Here is a 24,088-nt window from a genome sequence, read left to right as displayed (position 1 = left end):
CCTCACTGGTAGGAACCATACCTGTTGGTATTTATCAGGTATGCAGGTTACAGCAAAAAAGAATGCCGCCAATCACTGACTGGCGGCATTTGATATTCATGCGTCAAACATGTCCAGACGGACCGGATTGGCTTTTGCCACTTTGTCCAGCTCCATCAGAACCGAAAGAACTTCGGGAAGCTTGTTCAACGGGATTTGGTTCGGGCCATCGGAAATGGCCGTCGCCGGGTTATCGTGGGTTTCGATAAACAGTGCTGCGATACCAACCGATACGGCCGCACGGGCCAGAACAGGCGCGAATTGGCGCTGGCCACCTGATGAGGTGCCCTGTCCGCCCGGCTGCTGAACCGAATGGGTGGCATCGAAGACAACCGGATAGCCCTGCTGGGCCATGGTGGGAAGTCCACGGAAGTCCGTGACAAGCGTGTTATAGCCAAAGCTGGTCCCACGGTCACAGAGCATAATGTTTTCGTTGCCGGTCGCCGCCAGATTGTTGGCAACATTGGCCATGTCCCAAGGGGCCAGGAACTGACCCTTTTTGACATTGACCACACGCCCGGTCTTGCCTGCGGCCTCCAGCAGATCCGCCTGACGGCACAGGAATGCCGGGATCTGCAAAATATCAGCAACCTCGGCCACCGCCGCACACTGATCGGGCAAATGCACATCGGTCACAATCGGAAGCCCGGTGACTTCCTTGACCTCGGCCAGGATATCAAGACCTTCCTTAAGGCCGACACCGCGTTTGGACGTGGTGCTGGTCCGGTTGGCCTTGTCAAACGAGCTTTTATAGACAAGCCCGATGCCAAGCCCTTCGGACAGTTCCTTGAGCGCTGCGGACATTTCAAGCGCGTGCTGACGGCTTTCAATCGCACACGGGCCTGCCAGAACGGCAAATGGCTTGTCGTTGGCGATTTCGATATTGCCGACTTTGACGGTTTTAATTTCGGTCATTGCAAGGGCTTCCAGTCGATCACTCTTAAGCTGTTTGTCTGGGCGGTCAGACCGCCGCGATTACACCAGACGGCTGCGTTCTTTGGCGGCCTTGATGTAGGAAACAAACAGCGGATGCGGATCCAGCGGGCGCGAACGCAGTTCCGGGTGGAACTGAACACCGATAAACCACGGATGATCCGGATATTCGACGATTTCCGGCAGACGACCATCCGGCGACAGGCCCGAGAATTTAAGACCTTTTTCCTCAAGCTGCGGCATGAAGTTGACGTTCACTTCATAGCGATGACGGTGACGTTCCAGAACGGTTTCGCTGCCATAGATGTCGCGCGCATGCGTGCCATCAACAAGCTTGCACTCGTAATTGCCCAAACGCATGGTGCCGCCAAGGTCATCATCGTCTGTACGACGTTCAACCGCGCCGCCATCCTTGGACCATTCGGTCATCAGGCCGACAAGCGGTGTCTTGGTCGGACCAAATTCGGACGAGGACGCATCCTTGATCCCGGCAAGGTTACGCGCCGCTTCAAGAACCGCCATCTGCATGCCAAAGCAAATCCCGAAATACGGAACCTTGTTTTCACGCGCATAACGGGCTGCGGCAATCTTGCCTTCGGTGCCACGCTCGCCAAAGCCGCCCGGTACCATGATCGCATCAAGCTTGGACAGGATTTCGTTGACGTTGCCTTCTTTTTCCAGCGCGTCAGACGCAATCCATTCGACATTGACGCGCACCTTGTTGGCGATGCCGCCATGGGTCAGCGCCTCGGTCAGGGATTTATAGGCATCGGGAAGCTGGATGTATTTGCCAACGATACCAATGGTGACCTCACCTTCCGGATTGCGGATGGTGTTGCAGATATCTTCCCACGGCTGAAGGTCGGGTTCCTGCGCCTGCAGGCCGAAGTGATAAAGCACTTCGTTATCCAGACCATACTGGTGATAGCTGATCGGCACCTGATAGATATTGTCAACATCATAGGCCGGAATGACGGCCGCTTCACGCACGTTACAGAAACGCGCAATCTTGCGGCGTTCATTGATCGGAATTTCGCGATCACAACGGCACAGAAGAATGTCTGGCTGAATACCGACACTCTGCAATTCCTTGACGGAATGCTGGGTCGGCTTGGTTTTAAGTTCACCGGCCGACGAGATATACGGCACAAGGGTCAGGTGCATGAACAATGCCCGACCATCGCCAAGGTCATTGCCCATCTGACGGATGGCTTCAAGGAACGGCAGGCTTTCGATATCGCCGACCGTGCCGCCGATTTCAACCAGGACAAAGTCCTCGGTCGCATCGGACATTACGAATTCCTTGATGGCATCGGTGATGTGCGGAATGACCTGCACAGTCCCGCCAAGGTAATCGCCGCGACGTTCCCGCGCGATCACGTTGGAATAGATACGGCCCGTAGTTACGTTATCGGAACGGCGTGAAGACACACCGGTGAAACGTTCATAGTGACCAAGATCAAGGTCGGTCTCCGCCCCGTCTTCGGTCACATAGCATTCGCCATGCTGGTAAGGGCTCATGGTGCCCGGATCGACGTTAATATACGGATCGAGTTTACGCAGACGAACTGTAAAGCCGCGTGCCTGCAGGGACGCACCCAAAGCAGCGGAAGCCAGACCTTTGCCCAGCGAAGAAACAACGCCACCAGTAATAAAGATAAAACGAGTCATTATCTTGGCCTCATCTCAAAGCACAAAGCCTCGGTTCGATGCCATTTAGTGCATCACGAACCGGGGAATACAACAATCAAAAATTGAGGCGGCAAGTTTGCCGCCTCTGGTCGTCGGTTAATTTGTTTATCGGGTCGGAGCCGCGGGCCCGGTATCTTCGGCGGGCTCGCTGACCGCAGGGGCCGGTTCCGGAGCCTGATCAAGGATCGAAGCCGGCTGGGTATGGGTGTTCGACTGAAGGGCAAGGATGATGCTGGTGATCATGAATGCGCCTGCCAGAATCGCAGTGGTCCGGGTCAGCAGGTTTGCAGCGCCGCGTGAACTCATCACGCCGAAGCCACCGCCTCCGCCGCCACCGCCGCTGTTACCGCCGATACCAAGCCCACCGCCCTCGCTGCGCTGCACGAGAATCACGGCGATCAGGCCGAGCGCAAGTAGAAGGTGGATTACCAGAATGACTGTTTGCATGGTGTCGAAACTCTTGTCCTAATCTACCGATCCAAACGCAATTCGGCCCGGATCGGGCATAAATTTGATGCGTATTTAACGCGTTTTATGGCTGTTGGCTAGAGCATATTGAACAAAATCTGCACCACTATGCTTTAGGCACAAGATTCAATAATTTGCCAAAAATCTTCAACCTTAAGGCTTGCCCCGCCGACAAGTGCACCATCGACATCTTCAACGCCCAGCAATTCCTTGGCATTGGACGGCTTGACCGACCCACCATAAAGGATGCGGAACTGATCGCCATCCTCAAAGCGTGCGACAAGCTCCTTGCGAATGGCGGCATGAACTTCAGCAACTTCCTCGACACTTGCCGTACGCCCCGTGCCAATCGCCCAGACCGGCTCATAGGCCACAACCGTATTTTTGGCCGTTGCCCCGTCCGGAACCGATACAGCCACCTGCCCGTTCACCACCGGCAGCGTCGCACCAAGATCGCGTTCTTCCTCGGTTTCGCCAACGCAAACCACCGCAATCAGACCGGCATCATGGGCCGAAATCGCCTTTTTGCGAATGTCGGTCGAGCTTTCACCATGATCTGCCCGGCGTTCGGAATGCCCCACCAGAACATATTCTGCGCCGATATCGGCCAGCATCGGGGCGGCCAGATCACCGGTATGCGCACCCGAAATCGCCGCGTGGCAATCCTGGCCACCAACCGCAACCACGCTTCCATGGGTAACACCGACGGCCTCTGACAAAAGGGTTGCCGGCGGACAAACCAGAACGTCACAGCCAAGCGCCCCTTTTTCAGACGCCTTTGCCGCCAGGCTTGAAGCCAGCGCAAGACCGTCTGCACGCAAACAGTTCATTTTCCAGTTTCCGGCAATCAGGGGACGGCGTTGGGTCATAGAAGGATACCTCGTGATGATCAGGTTCACATAGCGTCCATGTATCAAGGCGAAAGGAACCGCTTTGCGGCCGTTACGGTTTGTTACAGGACCTGTTTCGACGCGGGTTTTAGCATGTCGTCCCGCTGGGGCCAAGTACCCGAAAACATCCCGGATGGCATTTGTGATGTGATTGCGGTCATCTTCTATACAATCGCCTGTTGCCGCTGGTAACACTCGCCATTAAGATGCGCGGCAAATTTGCTCGGGCCACGTTGCCCGAACGATCAATAATGAAACGACGCCAAAGCCAGGTTTTGGCGTCAAACCACGGATTGTTAGGCTTATCATATGCTTGCTGGCATTCGCACATTTTCGAAATCAATCTTCGCCAAGATTATCTTTGGCGTGATTGCACTGAGCTTCGTGATCTGGGGCCTGAACGCATCGATGCTCAATCTGGGCACCTCGCGTGAAGTTGCCGAAATCGGCAGCCAGAAAATCACCCCGGTCGAACTGGACCGCGCCTTCCAGCGCAGTGTCCAGAATATGCGAAACGTGTTCGGACCGAACTTCAACCAGCAGCAGGCCGTCCAGATGGGCCTTCTGAACAATACGGTGCAGTCGCTCGTATCCCAGAAAATCCTGCGCGAAGATGCCAAGAATATCGGCATCGGCATCAGCGACGAAGCCGTCCGCGATCAGATTTTCTCATCCGACAGCTTCAAGGACCCGGCCACCGGCCAGTTCAGCCGTGATCGCTTCTTGCAGGCCCTTTATCAGGCCGGTTACACCGAAAACGAATTCATCAACGGTGTGCGTGGCGACATGATGAGCCAGCAGGTCGTTGGCAGCCTGACCGGCACTGCCAGTGTCCCCGACATCATGGCGCGTCAGATCGTTGCCTATCGCAACGAACAGCGCAGCGGTTCGTTCTTTGCGCTGAATGCGGACGAATTTGCCAACATTCCGGTTGCCGATGACGCAACCCTTCGGGCCTATCACGAAGATAATGCCGCACAGTTCACCGCACCGGAAAGCCGCGATGTCACGCTGGCAACACTGAGTGCCGCCGATCTGATTTCGACCATCACCGTGACCGAGGAAGAAATCGCAGAATCCTATGCACAGCGCGAACCGGAATTCCAGACCCCGGAAAAACGCGCCGTCGAGCAAATCCTGTTTTCCCCGAACGAAGAACAGTCTGCCCGCGAAGCCTATAAACGCCTCATGGAAGGTGCTGACTTCATGACGGTAGCCAAGGAAGATGCCGGCATGGACGAAGCCATGGTCAAACTTGGCGAGTTCACTGCCAATGACATCCTGCCGGATCTCAGCGAAGCCACCTTCTCCCTTGAAGAAGGCGGGATTTCCGAGCCGGTTGAAACCGCCCTTGGCTGGCATATCATCCGCGTTCCGTCCATTACCCCGGGCAGCACGCAAAGCCTTGATGAAGTTCGCGACATCATTGTTGATGGCCTCAAGCAGTTCAAAGCCGAAGACGCCATCTACGATCTGGCAGCCACCTTTGACGAAGAACTTGGTGCTGGCACCCCGATCGAAGATGCCGCACGTGACGTCGGCGCACGCACCTACAAGCTTGATGGTGTCGTTCGCGGCGAAGGCCTTGCCGGTCAGAATGTTGACGGTGCAGATGAAATCAACGTCAAGATCTTCGAGCTTGAAAGCGGCGAGGAAAGCTTCCTTGAAGAAACCGCTTCGGGCACGCGTTATGTTGTGCGTATCGAAAACATTACCCCGTCTGCCCTGCGTCCGTTCGAAGACGTCCGCGAAGACGTCGTCGCCGCCTGGACTGCCGAGGAACGCCAGCGCCTGATGATGGAAAAGGCCGAAGAACTGGCTGGCAACATCAACAATACCGGTGCTGATATCGCAACCCTCGCATCCGAAGACGCAACCACCGTTCGCGAAACCGGCATGACCCGCCGTACCGGTCAGGGCCTTGGTGATGATGTGAACCCGGCTTTTGCCGCTGCCCTCTTCACCCTTGAAGACGGCAAGGCCAAAGCCATCCAGACCGGTGAAGACGTACTTGTCGTCAAACTTGATGACATTCAGGCCGCCGACATCACCACCGCCGATGCCAAACCGGTAAATGACGAACTCAAGGAAGCGCTCAACGAAGACATCCTTGCGCAGTACCTCAATTACCTGAACGAAGAAATTTCGGTCAGTGTGAATAACAGCGTGATCAACGGGCTCTATCAGCCGACCGCTGCAAACTGATACGCAAACAAGGGCGACCGGAGAAATCTGGTCGCCCTTTTCCTTTGCGCCATACGCCCCGCAAACCGACCAAGACCAAAAATCGGACAGACCATGGAAATCAAACCGGATTTCACCAGCTTCAAGCAAAACTACGATAACGGCATTTCGCAGGTTCTCTGGACCTCGCTGACCGCAGACCTCGACACGCCGGTCTCGGCCTTCCTCAAGATCGCCGAAGGCATGCCAAACACCTATTTGCTTGAATCCGTTGAAGGCGGATCGGTCCGCGGACGGTATTCCTTCCTTGGCCTGAAACCTGATCTGATCTGGCGCTGCTTTGGCGACAAGGCCGAACTCAATCGCCGTGCGATGGCTGATGCCGATGCTTTTGTGGCTGAGCCCGACGCCCCGCTCGAAAGCCTTAAAAAACTGATCGCTGAAAGCTATATCGAACTGCCCGACAACCTGCCGCCGATGAGTGCCGGTCTTGTCGGCTATATGGGCTATGACACCGTTCGTCTGATGGAAAAGCTGCCAGACAGCAACAAGGATGAATTGGACGTGCCCGACGGGATTTTCATCCGCCCGACGGTCACCGCAAGTTTCGATACCATCGAAGACACCGTGACCGTGGTTTCCCCGGTCCGCCCCGAAAGTGGTATTTCTGCCGAGGCGGCCTATGATCTGGCCTGTGCACGGCTCAATGACGTGGTGCAGCAGTTCCAGCGCAACCTGTTTATCGACCGCCGCTCCAAATCTGTACCCGACACCCTGCCCGTGCCTTCGGTCAGCGTCACGGAGGCCGGTTTTCACGACATGGTCGAAAAGGCCAAGGACTATATCCGCGCCGGTGACATCTTTCAGGTGGTGCTGTCGCAGCGCTACACGCTGCCCTATCAGTTGCCACCTTTTGCCTTTTACCGCGCCCTGCGTCGCATCAACCCGTCGCCCTTCATGTTCTATCTTGATATCGGCGGTTTTCAGGTGGTCGGGGCCAGCCCGGAAATCCTTGTGCGGCTCCGTGACGGCGAAGTCACCATTCGTCCGATTGCTGGCACGCGCAGGCGTGGAAAAACGCCCGATGACGATAAAGTCATGGCCCAAGACCTGCTCGATGACCCCAAGGAACGCTCGGAACATCTGATGCTGCTTGATCTTGGTCGCAATGATGTCGGGCGCGTTTCCAAACCGGGTACGGTGCGCGTCACCGACCGCGAACAGATTGAATACTATTCCCACGTCATGCATATCGTCTCAAACGTGGTCGGGCAGATCGACGAAACCAAATATGACGCCATGGATGCACTCAAGGCCGGCTTCCCGGCCGGCACCGTGTCGGGTGCCCCCAAAGTCCGCGCCATGGAAATCATTGATGAACTGGAATCGGTCCGCCGTGGCATCTATGCCGGGTGTATCGGCTATATCTCGGCCGATGGTTCGATGGATACCTGCATTGCGCTGCGTACCGCCGTCATCAAGGACGAGAAAATCCATATTCAGGCCGGTGCCGGTGTCGTCGTCGACAGCAAACCGGAACTCGAACACAAGGAATGCCAGAACAAGGCCGGTGCGCTTATGGCCGCCGCCCGCGAAGCCCATCGCTTCGCTTAATCCGGTAGCACGCAAACAAAAAGGGCTGCAGTCATATCCTGAAGCCCTTTTTTCGTATTCGCTCCTAGGTGAATGTAACGCATAAATGTCTAGTTACTTTGCCATATAATAGGCACAAATTTCAACAGACCCACCGCAATCTTCGCTTGCAAAATTGCCGGTAGCGACACCCCAAGCACCGTTCACACAGCTTCTCATTTGATAACAAAGACCCTACGCTTTTTTAATCCATATTTGAAAATCACATAAAACTTAATAATTTTAAAGTTGCAAATATAAAATAGGTATACAATTATAAGGTTAGTTGCAATTGACAGAGTACAACGACTTCGCTGTCTGTGTATTTTTTGGCTCTATATGCAAGTGATTGCTTTCACTCTGATAGCGCCGGGTCACGCGAACCAGATACCGAGGCCGAATGGAATCTTACAACCATCTAGCTGGCCCTCTACGATTGACCAACCGTCTGAGAATCTGGCGGAGCGCCCGCTCAGCACTCACAGGCCTCAAGGTTTCGTTTGCTGAGCATTGCTCGAAGTCAAGCACACCACAATTAATTTCCTTTAGTGCACGTGAGCCAAACTTGATGAGGAATAAGTAGTTAGCAATCAAAACGTCAACCTTAAGGGGAATATCATGCCAAGCGGATATACCGGACTATTCATACGCGACTATGTCGGAGAGACTTCTTCAGAGGCAGGTAGCGGGGGATGGACAAATTCACCCGATATTATTTGCAACGGCGTGAATCCGCTAAGCGATCCGTCATCATTGACAACTACATCTAACTATTCCGCTGGCCTTCCCGCCGCACGTTCGGAAACACCGACGAAAAAGAACTTTGTATATGTTCGTGGTATAAACGTGGATGCTCCCAATACCACGTCTACGATCTATCTGTATTACGCAGACGCAAGCCTCAACCTGTTGCCTACCGGATGGCAAACATCTGGCATAACCTATAATGCTGTTTCAACTAATGCAGCAGCGATTCCAGTTGGAAGTAATGGAGATATTGTTGCAACAACGACCCCTAGCTACATATGGACACCGCCGCAGGCAGGCCACCATTATTGTCTAGTTGCTTGGGCGCGCAATGGTACAGATCAAGGTACGGCTCCAACCCTTCCAACTATTAGTAGCTGGTCAGATGTTGGAACATTCATCCTCGAACATCCAGAAGTAGCCTGGCGCAATCTGCAGGAACTGGCACCAGCCGAAGGAGTTTATCAAAAAACCGTTTCAGTTGGTAATCCGCCCGCCGGCGGGAATGTTTCTATTGGCCTAAGTTTCGAGAATGTTCCAGCTGGTGGCACTTGGCAATTCACTGTTCCGCTAAGCGCCAATAAAAACCTCACAAAAAGTGGCACCACACTGTCTGACCAATCGTATGCAGTGACATTCCCGGTGACGCTGCCAGCCAATTGGGTCACATCTATAACCTTTAGCTACACACCGCCCGCTAATACTCCGATCCCTGCTAACGCTAGCATTGAGCCCTTGGTAACTACAGGTGTTGGCGGTGACACACTCGCCTTGGTCAAGGAGCGCGCTCCACATCGTTTGCTGACAAAAAAGGCGGATGATGACAGCGGGATAAAACATGAAATGGTTGTGGGGTCTGTTCGTTACGATTTGACGAGCTAAGGCAATCAAATCGTCGGTCCAGCAACAAACTTTTTCATTTCTACGATGATCAAATTGCTCTTCTCAGCGGAAGTTAAACTGAAGGGATACCCTTACAATGACTACGATCTTGTACGATACCGAACTTATGGAAAACCAGAAGATCGGAAGCACGCTCCCTGCCCCTGAGAACTTTGAAGCGATCCAGAATGCCAATAACCACCCACTGTTCTTCTTTATCGACAGCGGATCGAATCTCACTCTTTGTGCCGAAAAAGGCAATTTGGATACTGGGTGGTTCGCCGAAATACTGAGCACCGACCTATCAAGCTTGAACGATGGCAAGACCATCACCGCCAAAACGTTTGATGTGACACAGAATTACACAAATGGTGAAATCTCTATCGCTGTGGCTGTTTCGGTTGAAGGCGAAGACAATGACAAGCTTTATTTAATCACCGGCCTGTCTAACGCAGCCGATGCACCGTGGATGACCAGTTCATCCCACAGAACATGGCAGTACCTTACCTATGATGGCCCCGCGCTTTCCGGGAACCTGATCATCGCAAATGTATATATGAAAGCAAGCATGGAAAGCCACATTGTCTGCGAGCTACGGAACGAAACCACAAATGCTCTCAGCAATTACAAAATAAATTCTACAGGCAACCCAAATTGGACTGCAATTGTCGGCGCTGGTAATTTCACAACTTTGTTAGGCCAGGTTATCGGCAAGCCCTCCTCTGCCTCCCATCCTGGTTTGTATCAGCTTACTCAAAATGCCTCTCAGGTCACTTCACTGCAGTTTTTGCCGATGAACAGCTCGGATTCTGCCATTTCTTTGACCCCACCAGTGGGCGCCAGCAGAATAGCAACCTTGGCAGACGCAGCGGGCAACACAAACCTGTATGTTTCGGCAACCAATTCGGTCTATCTCTTTTCACCGAGTGATCAGACCGCGAACGCGAGTGGCACTAAAATTCTGGATCATGCTTTGATATCTGGTGTCCAGGATTTTCATTGCCACCAAAATGACACGCATACCATTATTTGGGCGCTTAATCACATTGGTCAGGTTTTTTACTCCAAATGCTTGAAGGGAAATGAAGGAGAACCCAATAGTTGGTCCGTACCAATACCACTAGTAACTGAAGCTCAGCGTCTCGCCACCTATTTTACGGACACGAATTTGCAAAGTATTATTTTTGTCCACAAAGAGGGCGATGAGCTCATACAATATACTCAAGACCCGGAAACGACATTCTGGCATGAGCGCAGTATTCTTGTGCCGAGCACCCAAGCATCAGATTTTCTTCAACTCCAAACCTTCACTACCCATTTACATGCTTGCGATAGCAATAATTTACCGTTAGCGAATGAAAAGCTAACCATAAAATCTAGCAGCCCTTGCAGCGTTTACATCAACAATCATTTTCAGTTTCTGTCGCCCGACATCGCTATTAGTCTGCCCTGCGATGCGGCGGGGAACATGACTATAATTCAACAGACCAAAAGTATTGGTGCTGTATGTTATACCGTCGGCCTCGAAAGCGACGCTAACTACTCGGTCACTATCAATCCGATGACCAAGATGCTTGCGACAATGAAACCCATCACAACCGGAGCCGAGCTTGGTGCTGTTCAGATAACCAGCTCTCAAGGGGTAACCTCTAATCTGGTTGGACCATCAATATCCTCGGCATCAAAAGACGCTACTGCCAACGCCATACAACGCTTTGTAGAATTGGCAGGTTCTCTGCCACAAGATGGAAGTATCAACAACAGTGTGGTTCGAGTGAATGAAATCCTCGACGAACCCTTTGTCGCCAAAGGGTTCGATCCATCACGCGACAAAATTTGGGCCATCTCGTTCGAGAAAGAAGACGCCCAGTACTGGGAAGACGAGCAAGCCTTAAGCCAGTTTCACATGAAGCTTAACGATTCCGGAACAATATCATTATTGGAGGGCGACCTTGGCGGCGTTTGGAGTTGGATCAAATCTACTGCAGGGGATGTTTACCAGTATGCCAAACATGCTGTGACACACGTAACGAAAATCCTAGTCAGCCATGTAGCTGGTGTAATCAAGGTTTTCATCCATATCGGGGAGAGTATCTATCGCTTTGTCGCCAACTGCGTAAGTGACGTGCTGCACGCAACCGAAGTAATTTTCAAGAAGATAGCTGTCACCTTCGAAAAACTGGTGGAATGGTTGGGCTTTGTATTCCAGTGGAATGATATTATTAGAACTCACAATGTCACAAAAAATATTGTCAAACGTTACATCGAATCATTGCCCGAGAGAATTGATGGCTTTTCGAGTGATCTCACCGACAGCTTTAATAAGTTAGAGGAAGAGGTTTCCACTTGGGCAGGACTGGAATCGAAGCCATCTTGGCATACGGATTTTGGTGGCCAAGATAAAGCGCTGCAACATATATCGAAAAATACCACTCCTTTGGCGGGTCAGCACTCGCCGCAATCCAATTATACGCTCCACCATTTGAGCGCGGGTTTGGGAAAAGCAGTGCCGTCTGTTACCGGTTCTTTCACTGCGGTAAGCGGCATGCAAACCTTGTTCAATTCCTTGAAAACTTCAGTAGAAGCAGAAGAAACCACTATTTCGACGGCTGTCACCCAACTTGAAACACAGGTTTTTGATCAAATTGGGTCGCTTTCCTTCGGGGATATCATCAAGAGATTTACGGCAATTATTGTGAATTTCCTCACTGAGAATGTGAAAAACATTCTGGTATCTGGCTTGAATTTATTAAAGATGATTATCGATGGGTTGATCAATATCCTCGATTCAGCAATTGAATTTCCCGTTCTATCTTCCTTGTATCATGGCATCACAGGCAACAACCTCAGCATCCTGGATTTGGCCTGTTTGGTCGTAAGTATCCCTTCAACTATCATCATGAAAATCGCTGTGAATGAAGCTCCCTTTGCAAACGACACCGCTACAAACGACATCATTTCGGCGACTACTTGGGCGGACGTAAAAACGGCGATTGATGCTATGTTAAAACCAAAACTCCCAGTGGGTGTCTTGGATGGCCCTGACAAGAGAACTAAAACTCCATCTCAAGGCACAGAACTCTCAACTGCTGAAAACCGAACACTGATGTGGCTCTATATTACAGCTGGTATGGGTGCCTTTGGCCTTGGAACCTGCGTCGTACTAACAGCCGACCCAGACTCTCAACCTTTTGGTCCACTTGATATTGTCAAGGGAGTATTCTTTTTCATGGCCACAACACCTGCTTTCGTTGCCGGGATAATTCTCAAGCCGGAGGAAAACTGGTTGGTTGTTATGGCTCAAACCATTTATGGGATTACCGCTATCCAGAAAATTGCTGACGCCGCTATTGGTTCAGTGAGTCGTGTCCCTAAATGGCTTAAAGATGGTTGGAAGCCTGTTACCAAGGGGCTGGATTGTGTTCTCGGGCTATGCAGCCTCGTACCTGCTCTGGGTATTCCCATATCAAAGGGAGGCGGCGCAAAACTAATAATTGGCGGGATCGGCGCAACTGGTTGGTCAATGAATCGAATACTCAATCCCTTTGCAGATATAAATAAAACTCCCCGCCTCTTTGCACTTAGGGTATCAGGCATCATTGTTTTCTATGGATTTCCCGCCTTCATCCTTGCAGAGATTTATGGATCCGCAATGCGAAAAGGCTAACGAACTCTTGATCAATTTACATGCACCACCTCATTTTGGCAAAATGTGTCCCCAATTGGGGGGATATTTGCTTCAAAGCGCCTTCTTGCGGTGGAGGCAATGATGTCACTTGACTATTTTTCGGCAGCGGGCTTCGCACCGCCGTGATCAAGGACGAAAAAATCCACATTCAGGCCGGTGCCGGTGTCGTTGTCGACAGCAAACCGGAACTCGAACACAAGGAATGCCAGAACAAGGCCGGTGCGCTTATGGCCGCTGCCCGCGAAGCCCATCGCTTTGCCTGATTGGCGATCACTCAAACAAAAAGGGCTGCAGTGAAACTGCAGCCCTTTTTCATGTCCGTTAAACGAACCTAACCGGTGACACTCTGCATCGACCGGCGCAAAACATCGGTAATCGGCACCAACTCGAATCCCTTGGCCTGAATTTCGGGAATCCATTTCGCAAGCGCGCCAAGCGTCAAATCGCGGGGATGGCCGATTGCGATGGCAAAGCCTTGCTTGCGCGCCACATTCTCGGTCCGCGCCAGCATATCAGCGATCTTCGCCGCGTCATCGGCATCGTCAATAAAGATATCGCGCGTAATTGCCGGCACACCAAAACTGCTTGCCGTTGAATACCCGACAGATTCTGCGCTGGTGCGGCTATCAAGGAACATCAGGCCGCGTGATTTCATCACTTCCATCACAATGCGCATGCGTTGCGGATCGGCGGTAAACTTGCTGCCCATGTGATTATTCACACCGACATAGCCATCAAAGCGATCCAGCATCCAGGTCATTTCATTAAGGATCGTCTGGCGGTCATAGCTTGCCAACAAGGCATGCGGCCCCGGATCAATGGAGGCCGATGACGGTTCCATCGGCATATGCAGCATCACTTCATGACCGGCATTGCGTGCGGCATTGACCTGCGGCTGCAAATCACGGGCATAGGGCAAATAGGAAATCGTGATCGGCCCCGGCAGATCGACAGTACGCGCGGTGCGCGGCTGATCAAGGCCCGCATCATCAATCACAATCGCAATCACCGGCTTGTCCCCGGTGTCTTGCGTCAGGGCGGCATATTTGCGCCATGGCTGATCTGCGGCGGCAACAGTGCTAACCGGAACATCATTGCCACTCCCACCCGGAAGAATATCGGCCCCCTGTGACGGTTTGCGGGATGCCGGTGCAGACACAAAGTCGGACAGCCCGCCAATTCCGCCTTGAACATCCTCTGGCGATGCTCCGCCATTGTCCCCGACCAGATATCCGGTGCGTCCGCGTTCCGAGATCGAGGCTTTGTCTGAAAGTTTGTAGTCCTTGCGCAGCATCGGGATTGGTTCCGGCTCGGCCAAGGCATAATTCGGTGCCTTTTGATCAGCAGTGCGGCCAATCTCATCAGACGCCCGGTCAAGTTCAAGCATGCTGCCGACCGCAATGATCGCCGAAAGTGTGCCCGCAACAAAGGCCCCGCCCAACATCAGGCGACCAATGCCGCCCGATTTCTTTTTCGGGGCGGTCTTCTTGCGAGTGGATTTCTTGGGTGCCGCCTTTTTACGTTTGGCGGTCGTTGCCCGGGTTGCCCGGCGTGCCACGCTGTGGTCTCCAGTAATCGTTGGCTGGGATGCTCGTAGCGGCTGTTTTTATCCTAATACAGCCCCTTCCCATATGGTGATTATACACCGATCCTGTCGGCGGTTCTTTTGATCTTTTTAAAACGGCTCTGGTTAGCGCCCGGTTAAAGAACTTTGACGATCAGGTGGCAACGGCATTTATATCGCGAAAAACCCTTGCTCTGCTTCTGCTTGACGTAGCGACAATGGCGTTTATTCTCTGCCGATCTTAATGTGCGTGAGCCCGCTTCTTTATGTATCTCCTCATCGACAATTACGACAGTTTCACATTCAATCTGTGGCACTATCTGCGCGAACTGGGCCCCGAGGTCGAAGTGCGCCGCAATGATGAGCTCACCGTCGATGAGGCCATGGCACTCAACCCCGAAGGCATTGTCATTTCACCCGGCCCTTGCGATCCGGAACGTGCGGGTATCTGCCTTGATCTGATCAAGGCTGCGGCAGGCAAGGTCAAACTGCTTGGTGTCTGTCTTGGCCATCAATCCATCGGTCAGGCCTTTGGCGGCAAGGTGATCCGCGCGCCCGAATGCATGCATGGCAAAACTGATGCGATGACCCATTCCGGTACAAGCGTTTTTGCCGGTCTGCCCAGCCCGTTTGAAGCCACCCGCTATCACTCGCTGGTGATTGAACGCGAAACATTGCCCGAAAGCCTTGAAATCACCGCCCAAAGCGGAGATGGTCTGATTATGGGCGTGCGTCACAAGACCCATCAAATTCATGGTGTCCAGTTCCACCCGGAAAGTATCGCTTCGGAACATGGCCACGCCTTGTTAAAGAATTTTATCGACTATACCGGCGCCTAAGCGCGCTGGCCCGCAAACCAAGGAAGACCCGATGTCGACTGATCATGATCTGAAGCCAATTCTGGCCAAAGTCGCAGATGGCGAGAAACTGACCGAAAGCATGGCCGAAGCGGCCTTTAACGTGCTGATGTCAGGTCAGGCAACGCCGTCGCAAATGGGGGCTTTCCTGATGGGGTTGCGCCTGCGCGGTGAAACCGTCGATGAAATCACAGGTGCGGCACGCGTCATGCGCGAAAAGGCGACCGGCATCATTGCCCCGGAAAACGCCGTGGATACCTGCGGCACCGGTGGGGATGGCAGCGGTACCTATAATATCTCGACCGGGGCGGCGATTGTTGCGGCGGCTGCGGGTGCCACCGTTGCCAAACACGGCAACCGCGCGGCATCCTCAAAGTCCGGCTCGGCCGATGTTCTGATGGCGCTGGGTGTCAATCTGGATGCCGATATGAAGCTTCTGGAAAAGGCGCTTCGCGAAATCAATCTCTGCTTCATGATGGCGACCCGTCACCATTCGGCGATGCGCCATGTCATGCCGACCCGTGTTGAAATGGGGACGCGCACGATCTTTAACCTGCTGGGCCCTCTGGCCAATCCGGCGAAAACCAAACGTCAGGTTCTTGGCGTGTTTGCCAAACAGTGGGTCGAACCGATTGCCCATGTGCTGAACCGTCTGGGATCAGTTCATGCCTGGGTGGTGCATGGCCACAGCGGCCTTGATGAAATCTCGACCACCGGACCGACTTATGTCGCCGAGGTCAAGGATGGCAAGGTGACCACCTTTGAAGTCACCCCGGGTGATTTCGGCCTTGAAACCGCAACGCTTGAGGATCTCAAGGGCGGTGATGCCGATGTCAATGCCAAGGCCATTCTCGATCTGCTGGCTGCCAACAAAGGCCCCTATCGCGATATCGTTCTGATGAATGCCGGTGCGGCGCTTGTTGTTACCGGCATTGCCAGCGATCTGGCCGAGGGCATCAAGAAGGCCGCAGAGGCGATTGATAGCGGCAAGGCTGCCGAAACCCTGCAGGGCCTTGTGGCGATCACCAACGAAGGAACCCCGGCGTGAGCGACGTACTAACCAAAATCTGCAACGACAAGCGTGACCATGTCGCTGCCTGCAAGGCGCGCACAACGCTTGGCGCCCTTGAGGCCGAAGCAAAAACGCAATCCGCACCACGTGGTTTTATCAAGGCGCTCGAAACCAGCGTTGCCGATGGCCGCTATGGCTTGATTGCCGAAATCAAGAAGGCTTCGCCCTCCAAAGGCCTGATCCGCCCGGACTTCAATCCGCCGGAACTCGCCAAGGCCTATAGGGCTGGCGGCGCTAGTTGCCTGTCGGTTCTGACCGACATCCCCTATTTCCAGGGCGATGACAGCTATCTGGTCGCAGCCCGGGCGGCGGTTGATCTTCCGGCGCTTCGCAAGGATTTCATGGTTGATCCCTATCAGATCACCGAGGCCCGCGCGCTTGGTGCCGATTGCATCCTTCTGATCATGGCAGCCCTTGAAGATGACCTGGCAGCCGAACTTGAAGATGCCGCGCACAGCCTTGGCATGGATGTCCTGATCGAGGTGCATAATGCGCCTGAACTCGAACGCGCGCTCAAGCTGAAATCGCGCCTTCTGGGGATTAACAACCGCAACCTCAAAACCATGGAAACCAGCCTCACCACGACCGAGGAACTGGCAAGCATGGTCGGCGATGATCGGTTGCTGGTAGCCGAAAGCGGCCTGTTTACCCCGGACGATTTGGCACGCATGGCAAAGGTCGGCGCGCAATGCTTCCTGATCGGTGAAAGCCTGATGCGTCAGGACGACGTCACAACCGCCACCCGCAACCTTCTGGGCCTTGCGGCCTAACTCCCCGTGAACTGGGATCGGATCGGACAGAACTGATGGCAGACAAGCTTTCCCATATTGATGCCGGCGGCAATGCGGTGATGGTTGATATTTCGGCCAAGGCAGAAACCGCGCGCATCGCCATTGCCAAGGCACGGGTTCTGATGTCATCCGAAACGGCGAAGCTGATAGCCGAACGCGGCCATAAAAAGGGGGATGTTCTTGGCATCGCCCAGCTTGCCGGGATCATGGGGGCGAAAAAGACCCCCGACCTGATCCCGCTTTGTCATCCCCTGCCCCTGACTTCCGTCACGGTGGATCTGGAACTTGCCAGAGACGCGGATGCGGTTGACATAACAGCCACCTGCAAAACGACCGGCAAGACCGGTGTCGAGATGGAAGCCCTTACTGCCGCCTCGATTTCTGCACTCACGGTTTTTGACATGTGCAAGGCGGTTGATAAAAGTATGAGGATTACCGATTTGCGGGTCACCCGGAAAGAAGGTGGCAAATCGGGGACCTTCGTCGCGGACTAGATTCCGTCCTATTGGGCACGGCCACTATTCATATTTTTTGAATGATTACCGCGATTATTCGGTTTTATCGTTTAATTGCACAGAGCCGCTTGACCGGCGAAAAGAACTAAAGTAGAACATTTATGTATCCTTTTTGTTCTTTTTACAGGTTCGGGAAATATCATGCTGACGCGCAAGCAATATGAGTTGCTGGTCTATATAGACAATTACCTTCGCGATCACGGGATTTCGCCCTCTTTCGATGAAATGAAAGAGGCCCTGAACCTTAAATCCAAATCCGGCATTCACCGCCTGATCACAGGGCTTGAGGAACGCGGGTTCATCCGCCGCCTCGCCCATCGTGCGCGTGCGCTTGAAGTCGTCCGCCTGCCTGAAAACAGCGATGATGACGCACCCGATACGCCAAACAATGTGACATCCATCGCAAGTGCACGAAAGGCAGCCCATCGCCCGGCCACCTTACCAACCGCGTTTTCAGAAGCCGGTGAATCTGTTGGCCTGCCGCTGTATGGCCGGATTGCTGCGGGTACGCCGATTGAAGCCCTTCGTGATCAAACCACCATGGTGCAGGTCCCGGCAGCATTGCTTGGCACCGGTGATCACTATGCCCTTGAAGTTTCAGGTGATTCGATGGTCGATGCCGGCATTCTTGACGGTGACACGGTCCTGATCCAGCGTTGCGAACAGGCCCATGACGGCACGATCGTGGTCGCACTTGTCGATGACGCCGAAGCCACCCTGAAACGCCTTAAGCGTGGGCGTGGTGAAGTCCTGCTGGAGCCAGCCAATGCGCGCTATGAGACGCGCTCCCTGTCCCCGGACCGGGTACAGATTCAGGGTCGTCTGGTCGGGCTGCTGCGTCAGTACTGATTGATTTTACTGCATTTTGAACAACGAACGCCCGGCTTTTTGCCCGGGCGTTTTTGTTTTCTGCGGTTTTGATATGGCTCTGGCGTCTAACGCCCTGCTCTGCCACCGATGATGATCCAGGGCCAGTTGCCGCTATCATCCCGCACTGTTTTAATTTTGGGCGGATTTGCAGCGCTCGCAGGTAATTTGACAGCCACTCCGCCCTGCCACCACAGGACATCGTCATCAATCACAGTCCGCGCACGTGCAGCCTGACAGGTATTTGGCAGATCGGTTTGCTGGTTCACGATGATATCGGCATTGCGGCAGGCATAGAACGGATTGGTGATACGGCTTGCGACAATGATCCGAGAAGGAAAATTGTTAGCGCTAACATCAATGCGGCAGGGATCGTCCCCACAGGCATGCACGCGGCTTTGTTCCTGTTCCGGGCGAATGCCAAAACGGTTCATCCAGATGTCTTTCTGAAAGTCATTGAGTCTCGAAGATGTGTGCAGGATCCCCGCATCCGGATCATAGATCGCCCAGCTTTCGCGATCACCCGAAATCAGGATTTCCGGTTCTTGATGCATCGCCTGAAAGGTAATGACTGCGATAAGTACCGGAACCATCGGCAGTATCATCCATTTATCGCGCCATATGATCATCCAGGCCAGTGCCAGCATAGAAAGTGTGACGGCAAGCATATCAAGGCCCGAGACATACCAAAGGCCCCAGTCCTGAGCTGCCACCAGTTCGGCGGTTTGCAACAAGACAGTCAGGCCCGGCTTCATTGCCGCCAATGACACCCCGGCCAGCCCAAACGGGATGAGTGCGAGGGTCAGGACAATCCATGGCATGACCCAGAAGGCCATCACCGGAATGGCAACCAGATTGGCCAAGATGCCCAGCATTGATATGCGCCCGAAATGATAGCCGATGATTGGTGCCGTAACGGCCGTGACAATCAGACTGGTCAGAAGCAAACCGCCAAGATACAGGCCGATCCGCTCATACCAGGACAACATCCCTTGTCGATCCAGCCAACGACGGCCCGGCCCATCATAAAACGCGACCAACGCACCGACAGCCGCAAAGGATAACTGGAAACTGGCCCCCAGAACGGCGTCAGGTCGCAGGATCAGAACAACAATCGCCGCCACACCCACCAGGCGCAGCGATATGGCGCGGCGATCAAGCAGCAAGGCCACCCAGACGACAAGCAGCATGACAAAGGCGCGCTGGGTCGGGATGGTCGCACCTGATAGTCCCAGATAAACAAGCCCGGCCAGCATCGCAGCCATGGCCGCCCACTTTTTGATCGGATTGCGCAAGGCAATTTGGGGAACGGCTGCCAGCCCGAAACGCATGAGGAAAAACACCGTCCCGCAGAGCAATCCCATATGCAGGCCTGAAATCGCCAACAGGTGAGCCAGACCCGACTTGCGGAGGTTATCGGCAACGTTGGCAGTCACTTCGCCGCGCTCCCCGATAATCAGGGCCTTGGCAATGCCCGTTTCTGGCCCGGTCATGCTGTCGCTGATGGTCGTAGAGATAGATTGACGTGCCTTCTCAACACCAACCAACAAAACATTGTTATTTAAAGAATTTTCACTTTTGCGAACCTCAAACTGACGCCCGAATACAAATCCGGATGCGCCGATGTTGCTGAAATACAGATTGCGCGCAAAATCGGGATCACCGGGAACGGACGGCGGGCGCAAGGGAAAGACACGTGCAGATGCCTTGACCTCGTCGCCAATCGCAAGGTCACTGTCCCCCAAAAAGCTGAGCCGAATGCTCCAATCAAGTTGCTCATTCGGTATGCCGACAATTTCCGAGGGTTTCAGCGTTGCCCGGATGCGTCCGTTTCGAGGCTCGAGGCTGATGATGGTGCCTGTCACTTCAGTTGAATAAAGCGTTTTGGTGAGAAGGTTACGGGGCCCGAGTTCGGTATGGATCGCACTCGCAAGGGTGCCAAAAGCAAGACAGGCAAGGAGTTGAAAAACAAAGGCCAGAATGGCCAGCCGGCGCGACATCCAAAATCCGCAACACAGCAGAATCACCGCGACACCAATCTGCGTGAGGTCAACACGCGCAGGAAGCAAGAAATACCCGGCACATCCCAACCCAAAGAAGATAACCGAGCACAGAAACCACTTATTTCTTTGACTTGTAACAACAAAATTAATTTGCGAAAAAAACATCGCAAACACTTGAATCAATTGATTTTCACCTACCAACCTACGACGAATGTCCAATAGCCCGCCTGCCGCATAGTTTCTATCTAACATCCGCTGTGGTGCAACAGCGTGTCATTTGTGCTATAGCCTGCACGCCAAAAGTCCATAGGACAAGCGACAACATCCAAATAACGGATAGATTGAATGACGGTTGTTACCCGTTTTGCCCCGTCTCCGACCGGGTTTCTCCATATCGGCGGCGCACGCACCGCACTTTATAACTGGCTTTATGCCAAACACACCGGTGGCAAGTTCTTGCTCCGGATCGAGGATACCGACCGTGAACGTTCAACGCCCGAGGCCGTAGAGGCCATTTTTGACGGGTTGAACTGGCTTGGCCTGACCGCAGACGAAGAGCCGACTATGCAGTTTGCCCGTCGCGACCGCCATGCAGAGGTTGCCCAACAGCTGCTTGATGCCGGCAAGGCGTATTACTGCTATTGCTCCCCCGAGGAGTTGACGGCAATGCGCGAGAAAGCCCGCGCAGAAGGCCGCCCGATGAAATATGACGGCACCTGGCGCGATCGCGATCCGTCCGAGGCGCCCGAAGGTGTGAAACCTGTTGTCCGCGTCAAGGCGCCGCAAGAAGGCGATGCCGTGATCAATGATCAGGTGCAGGGCGAAGTCCGCGTTGGGAACGAGCAGCTTGACGATTACGTGATCCTGCGTGGTGATGGCACGCCGACCTACATGCTGTCGGTTGTGGTTGATGACCATGATATGGGCATTACCAACGTCATCCGTGGTGATGATCACCTGACCAACGCATTCCGTCAGAAAGTCATTTATGATGCCATGGGTTGGGACGTTCCGACCTTTGCGCATATCCCGCTGATCCATGGCCCGGACGGCGCAAAGCTGTCAAAACGCCATGGCGCACTGGGTGTTGATGCCTATCGCGATGAAATGGGCTTCCTGCCCGAGGCATTGAACAACTATCTTCTGCGTCTTGGCTGGGGTCACGGCGATGAAGAAGTTATTTCGACCGAGCAGGCAATCGAATGGTTTGATATCACCGATGTCGGCAAAGGGGCTGCACGCTTTGACTTTGCGAAGCTGACCAACCTGAACGGTATTTACTTGCGCCAGGCCGATGACAAGCGTCTTGCTGATGAGATTTCCCCGCTGATTGCCAAGAAAATTGGCATCGATGCCCTTGATGCATCGCAAAAAGAAATCTTGATCAACGGCATGTCAGGCCTTAAAGAAAGGGCGAAGACTCTTATTGAGCTCGCCGACTCTTCTGCCTTCTACGTTACCGATGGCATCCTGTCCGTTAACGAGAAAGCCCAGTCCCTGATTGATGGTGCACCTGAAGGTCTGTTCAAAGAACTGGCCAACAGCCTTGAAGCGCTTGATAACTGGACCGAAGAGAACGTTGACGCAAGTGTCCGTGCGATTGCCGAAAAGTTCGACTTGAAACTTGGCAAAGTTGCGCAGCCCTTGCGGGCGGTGCTTACAGGCTCCAACTCTTCACCAGGCATCTTCGAAGTAATGATTGTGCTTGGCAAAACACAAACGCTGAAACGCATTCGCCATTTTGATGCATAACAACAGCGAATTAAGAAAAACTAATAACCCGTTTGCGCTTTGTGCGCCGCAGCATTATGCTGCACACAACTTGAAACCGTGTTCGTTCAAACAGGGAAGGAAAAATAGTCATGGCATCTAATTCCAAGACTTCCCACACCGTGACACTGACCGACAATGCCACTGGCAAGTCGTTCGAGATGCCGGTGCTTGAGGGTAGCGTAGGCCCGTCTGTCATCGACATTCGCAAGCTTTATGCTGAAACCGGGTATTTCACCTATGATCCGGGCTTCACTTCGACCGGCTCCTGCCAGTCCGAACTGACCTACATTGATGGCGACGTTGGTATCCTCCGTCACCGCGGTTATGCAATTGACGAGCTCGCAGAAAATGCCGACTTCCTCGAAGTCTGCCATCTGCTGCTTTATGGTGAGCTGCCGAATGCCACCGAAAAAGCCCAGTTCGAAAACGACATCACCATGCACACCATGGTCCATGAACAGATGCGCAACTTCTATAACGGCTTCCGCCGTGATGCGCATCCGATGGCGATCATGGTTGGTGTTATCGGTGCGATGTCCGCATTCTATCATGACAGCACCGACATCAATGACCCACAGCAGCGCATGATTTCGGCTTATCGCCTGATTGCGAAAATGCCAACCATTGCTGCGATGGCATACAAGTATTCGATCGGTCAGCCTTTCCGTTACCCGAACAACAAGCTCGGTTATGCGGAGAACTTCCTGCAGATGATGTTTGGCAACCCGTGTGAAGACTATGAAGTCAATCCGGTTCTGGCCAAGGCAATGGATCGTATTCTGATCCTGCATGCCGACCACGAACAGAATGCGTCGACCTCGACCGTTCGTCTGGCCGGTTCTTCGGGTGCCAACCCGTTCGCATGTATTGCCGCTGGTATCGCATCCCTTTGGGGTCCGGCGCATGGTGGCGCGAACGAAGCCGTTCTGGTCATGCTCAATGAAATCGGCGATGTGAAAAACATTCCGGAATACGTTGCAAAAGCAAAAGACAAGAACGATCCGTTCCGTCTGATGGGCTTTGGTCACCGCGTTTACAAAAACTACGATCCGCGCGCCAAAGTCATGCAGGAAACCTGCCACGAAGTTCTTAAAGAACTTAACATCAGCGACCCGCTGCTTGACGTTGCCCAGGAACTGGAACGTATCGCACGTGAAGACGAGTACTTCATCGAGAAGAAACTCTATCCGAACGTCGACTTCTATTCGGGCATCATCTTCAAGGCGATGGGCATCCCGGTCAGCATGTTCACCGTGCTGTTTGCGGTTGCACGTACCGTTGGCTGGATTTCCCAGTGGAAAGAGATGATCGAAGATCCGTCGCAGAAAATCGGTCGTCCGCGCCAGCTGTTTACCGGTGTCGCAGAACGTCCGTTCGTTCCGGTCGACAAGCGCTAAGTCGCAAAACGATCACACGACAAGAAAAAGGCCCGGAAACTTCCGGGCCTTTTTTGTATCTGCGAGCAGGTTTCCCCTGCCCATAACAGCTGAA

At 53.4% G+C, this 24,088-nt stretch carries 18 protein-coding genes; 12 read left to right on the top strand and 6 right to left on the bottom strand.

The window, feature by feature from the left end:
• Positions 1-96: 96 nt before the first annotated feature.
• The 4 genes from kdsA to tpiA all read right to left on the bottom strand — a co-directional run bounded on the left by kdsA (position 97) and on the right by tpiA (position 4,001).
• Positions 97-954, bottom strand: a complete 858-nt coding sequence (gene kdsA, locus HED22_RS01050; RefSeq protein ID WP_167717979.1) for a 3-deoxy-8-phosphooctulonate synthase — start codon at positions 952-954, stop codon at positions 97-99.
• A 60-nt stretch (positions 955-1,014) separates the two neighbouring features.
• Positions 1,015-2,643 carry a CTP synthase gene (locus tag HED22_RS01045; protein WP_167717978.1) on the bottom strand — a complete coding sequence of 543 codons (1,629 nt, stop codon included), beginning with the start codon at positions 2,641-2,643 and terminating at the stop codon, positions 1,015-1,017.
• Between the two features lie 126 nt (positions 2,644-2,769).
• Positions 2,770-3,111, bottom strand: coding sequence for a preprotein translocase subunit SecG (gene secG / locus HED22_RS01040; RefSeq protein ID WP_167717976.1), 342 nt, complete (start codon positions 3,109-3,111; stop codon positions 2,770-2,772).
• Positions 3,112-3,245: 134 nt separating this feature from the next.
• Positions 3,246-4,001, bottom strand: coding sequence for a triose-phosphate isomerase (gene tpiA, locus HED22_RS01035; RefSeq protein WP_167717974.1), 756 nt, complete (start codon positions 3,999-4,001; stop codon positions 3,246-3,248).
• Positions 4,002-4,331: 330 nt separating this feature from the next.
• On the opposite strand from tpiA, the gene HED22_RS01030 reads away from it, so the two are divergent.
• The 5 genes from HED22_RS01030 to HED22_RS01010 all read left to right on the top strand — a co-directional run bounded on the left by HED22_RS01030 (position 4,332) and on the right by HED22_RS01010 (position 13,418).
• Entirely contained in the window at positions 4,332-6,227 is a 1,896-nt protein-coding gene (locus HED22_RS01030) for a SurA N-terminal domain-containing protein (RefSeq protein ID WP_167717972.1), read from the top strand.
• Between the two features lie 93 nt (positions 6,228-6,320).
• The gene (trpE, locus tag HED22_RS01025) at positions 6,321-7,820 is read left to right on the top strand and encodes an anthranilate synthase component I (RefSeq protein ID WP_167717970.1); all 1,500 of its coding nucleotides are present in this window, start codon (positions 6,321-6,323) and stop codon (positions 7,818-7,820) included.
• A gap of 636 nt (positions 7,821-8,456) precedes the next feature.
• On the top strand, positions 8,457-9,467 hold the full coding sequence (locus HED22_RS01020; protein ID WP_167717968.1) for a hypothetical protein: 1,011 nt from the start codon (positions 8,457-8,459) through the stop codon (positions 9,465-9,467).
• A 97-nt stretch (positions 9,468-9,564) separates the two neighbouring features.
• Positions 9,565-13,134, top strand: a complete 3,570-nt coding sequence (locus tag HED22_RS01015) for a hypothetical protein (protein ID WP_167717966.1) — start codon at positions 9,565-9,567, stop codon at positions 13,132-13,134.
• A 143-nt stretch (positions 13,135-13,277) separates the two neighbouring features.
• Positions 13,278-13,418, top strand: a complete 141-nt coding sequence (locus tag HED22_RS01010) for a hypothetical protein (protein ID WP_368484457.1) — start codon at positions 13,278-13,280, stop codon at positions 13,416-13,418.
• Positions 13,419-13,486: 68 nt separating this feature from the next.
• Here the strand turns inward: HED22_RS01010 and HED22_RS01005 are convergent, their stop codons facing one another.
• A complete protein-coding gene (locus tag HED22_RS01005; RefSeq protein WP_167717964.1) occupies positions 13,487-14,713 on the bottom strand; it encodes a divergent polysaccharide deacetylase family protein in 1,227 nt (408 codons plus the stop codon).
• Positions 14,714-14,985: 272 nt separating this feature from the next.
• Between HED22_RS01005 and HED22_RS01000 the strand changes: the two genes are divergently transcribed.
• The 5 genes from HED22_RS01000 (at position 14,986) to lexA (ending at position 18,803) form a co-directional block, all read left to right on the top strand.
• Positions 14,986-15,558 (top strand): aminodeoxychorismate/anthranilate synthase component II, encoded by a 573-nt coding sequence (locus tag HED22_RS01000; protein ID WP_167717961.1) that lies wholly within the window; start codon positions 14,986-14,988, stop codon positions 15,556-15,558.
• A gap of 31 nt (positions 15,559-15,589) precedes the next feature.
• Complete coding sequence (trpD, locus tag HED22_RS00995) at positions 15,590-16,624, top strand: anthranilate phosphoribosyltransferase (protein WP_167717959.1); 1,035 nt, start codon at positions 15,590-15,592, stop codon at positions 16,622-16,624.
• On the top strand, positions 16,621-17,418 hold the full coding sequence (gene trpC / locus HED22_RS00990; RefSeq protein WP_167717957.1) for an indole-3-glycerol phosphate synthase TrpC: 798 nt from the start codon (positions 16,621-16,623) through the stop codon (positions 17,416-17,418). The genes trpD and trpC overlap by 4 nt, the downstream gene beginning before the upstream one ends.
• Before the next feature lie 35 nt (positions 17,419-17,453).
• Positions 17,454-17,933 (top strand): cyclic pyranopterin monophosphate synthase MoaC, encoded by a 480-nt coding sequence (gene moaC / locus HED22_RS00985; protein ID WP_167717955.1) that lies wholly within the window; start codon positions 17,454-17,456, stop codon positions 17,931-17,933.
• Positions 17,934-18,095: 162 nt separating this feature from the next.
• Positions 18,096-18,803 carry a transcriptional repressor LexA gene (gene lexA, locus HED22_RS00980; RefSeq protein WP_167717952.1) on the top strand — a complete coding sequence of 236 codons (708 nt, stop codon included), beginning with the start codon at positions 18,096-18,098 and terminating at the stop codon, positions 18,801-18,803.
• An 86-nt stretch (positions 18,804-18,889) separates the two neighbouring features.
• On the opposite strand, the gene HED22_RS00975 is transcribed toward lexA, so the two are convergent.
• Positions 18,890-20,989 carry a ComEC/Rec2 family competence protein gene (locus HED22_RS00975; RefSeq protein ID WP_167717950.1) on the bottom strand — a complete coding sequence of 700 codons (2,100 nt, stop codon included), beginning with the start codon at positions 20,987-20,989 and terminating at the stop codon, positions 18,890-18,892.
• A 180-nt stretch (positions 20,990-21,169) separates the two neighbouring features.
• Here HED22_RS00975 and gltX point away from each other — a divergent pair, with 180 nt between their 5' ends.
• Both gltX and HED22_RS00965 read left to right on the top strand, forming a co-directional pair.
• Complete coding sequence (gltX, locus tag HED22_RS00970; protein WP_167717948.1) at positions 21,170-22,576, top strand: glutamate--tRNA ligase; 1,407 nt, start codon at positions 21,170-21,172, stop codon at positions 22,574-22,576.
• Between the two features lie 110 nt (positions 22,577-22,686).
• Positions 22,687-23,994, top strand: coding sequence for a citrate synthase (locus HED22_RS00965; protein ID WP_167717946.1), 1,308 nt, complete (start codon positions 22,687-22,689; stop codon positions 23,992-23,994).
• The last annotated feature ends 94 nt before the right edge of the window (positions 23,995-24,088 follow it).

Source organism: Thalassospira sp. HF15 (assembly GCF_011806525.1).
Taxonomy (GTDB): Bacteria; Pseudomonadota; Alphaproteobacteria; order Rhodospirillales; family Thalassospiraceae; genus Thalassospira.
This window is presented reverse-complemented; position numbering and strand designations above follow the sequence as displayed.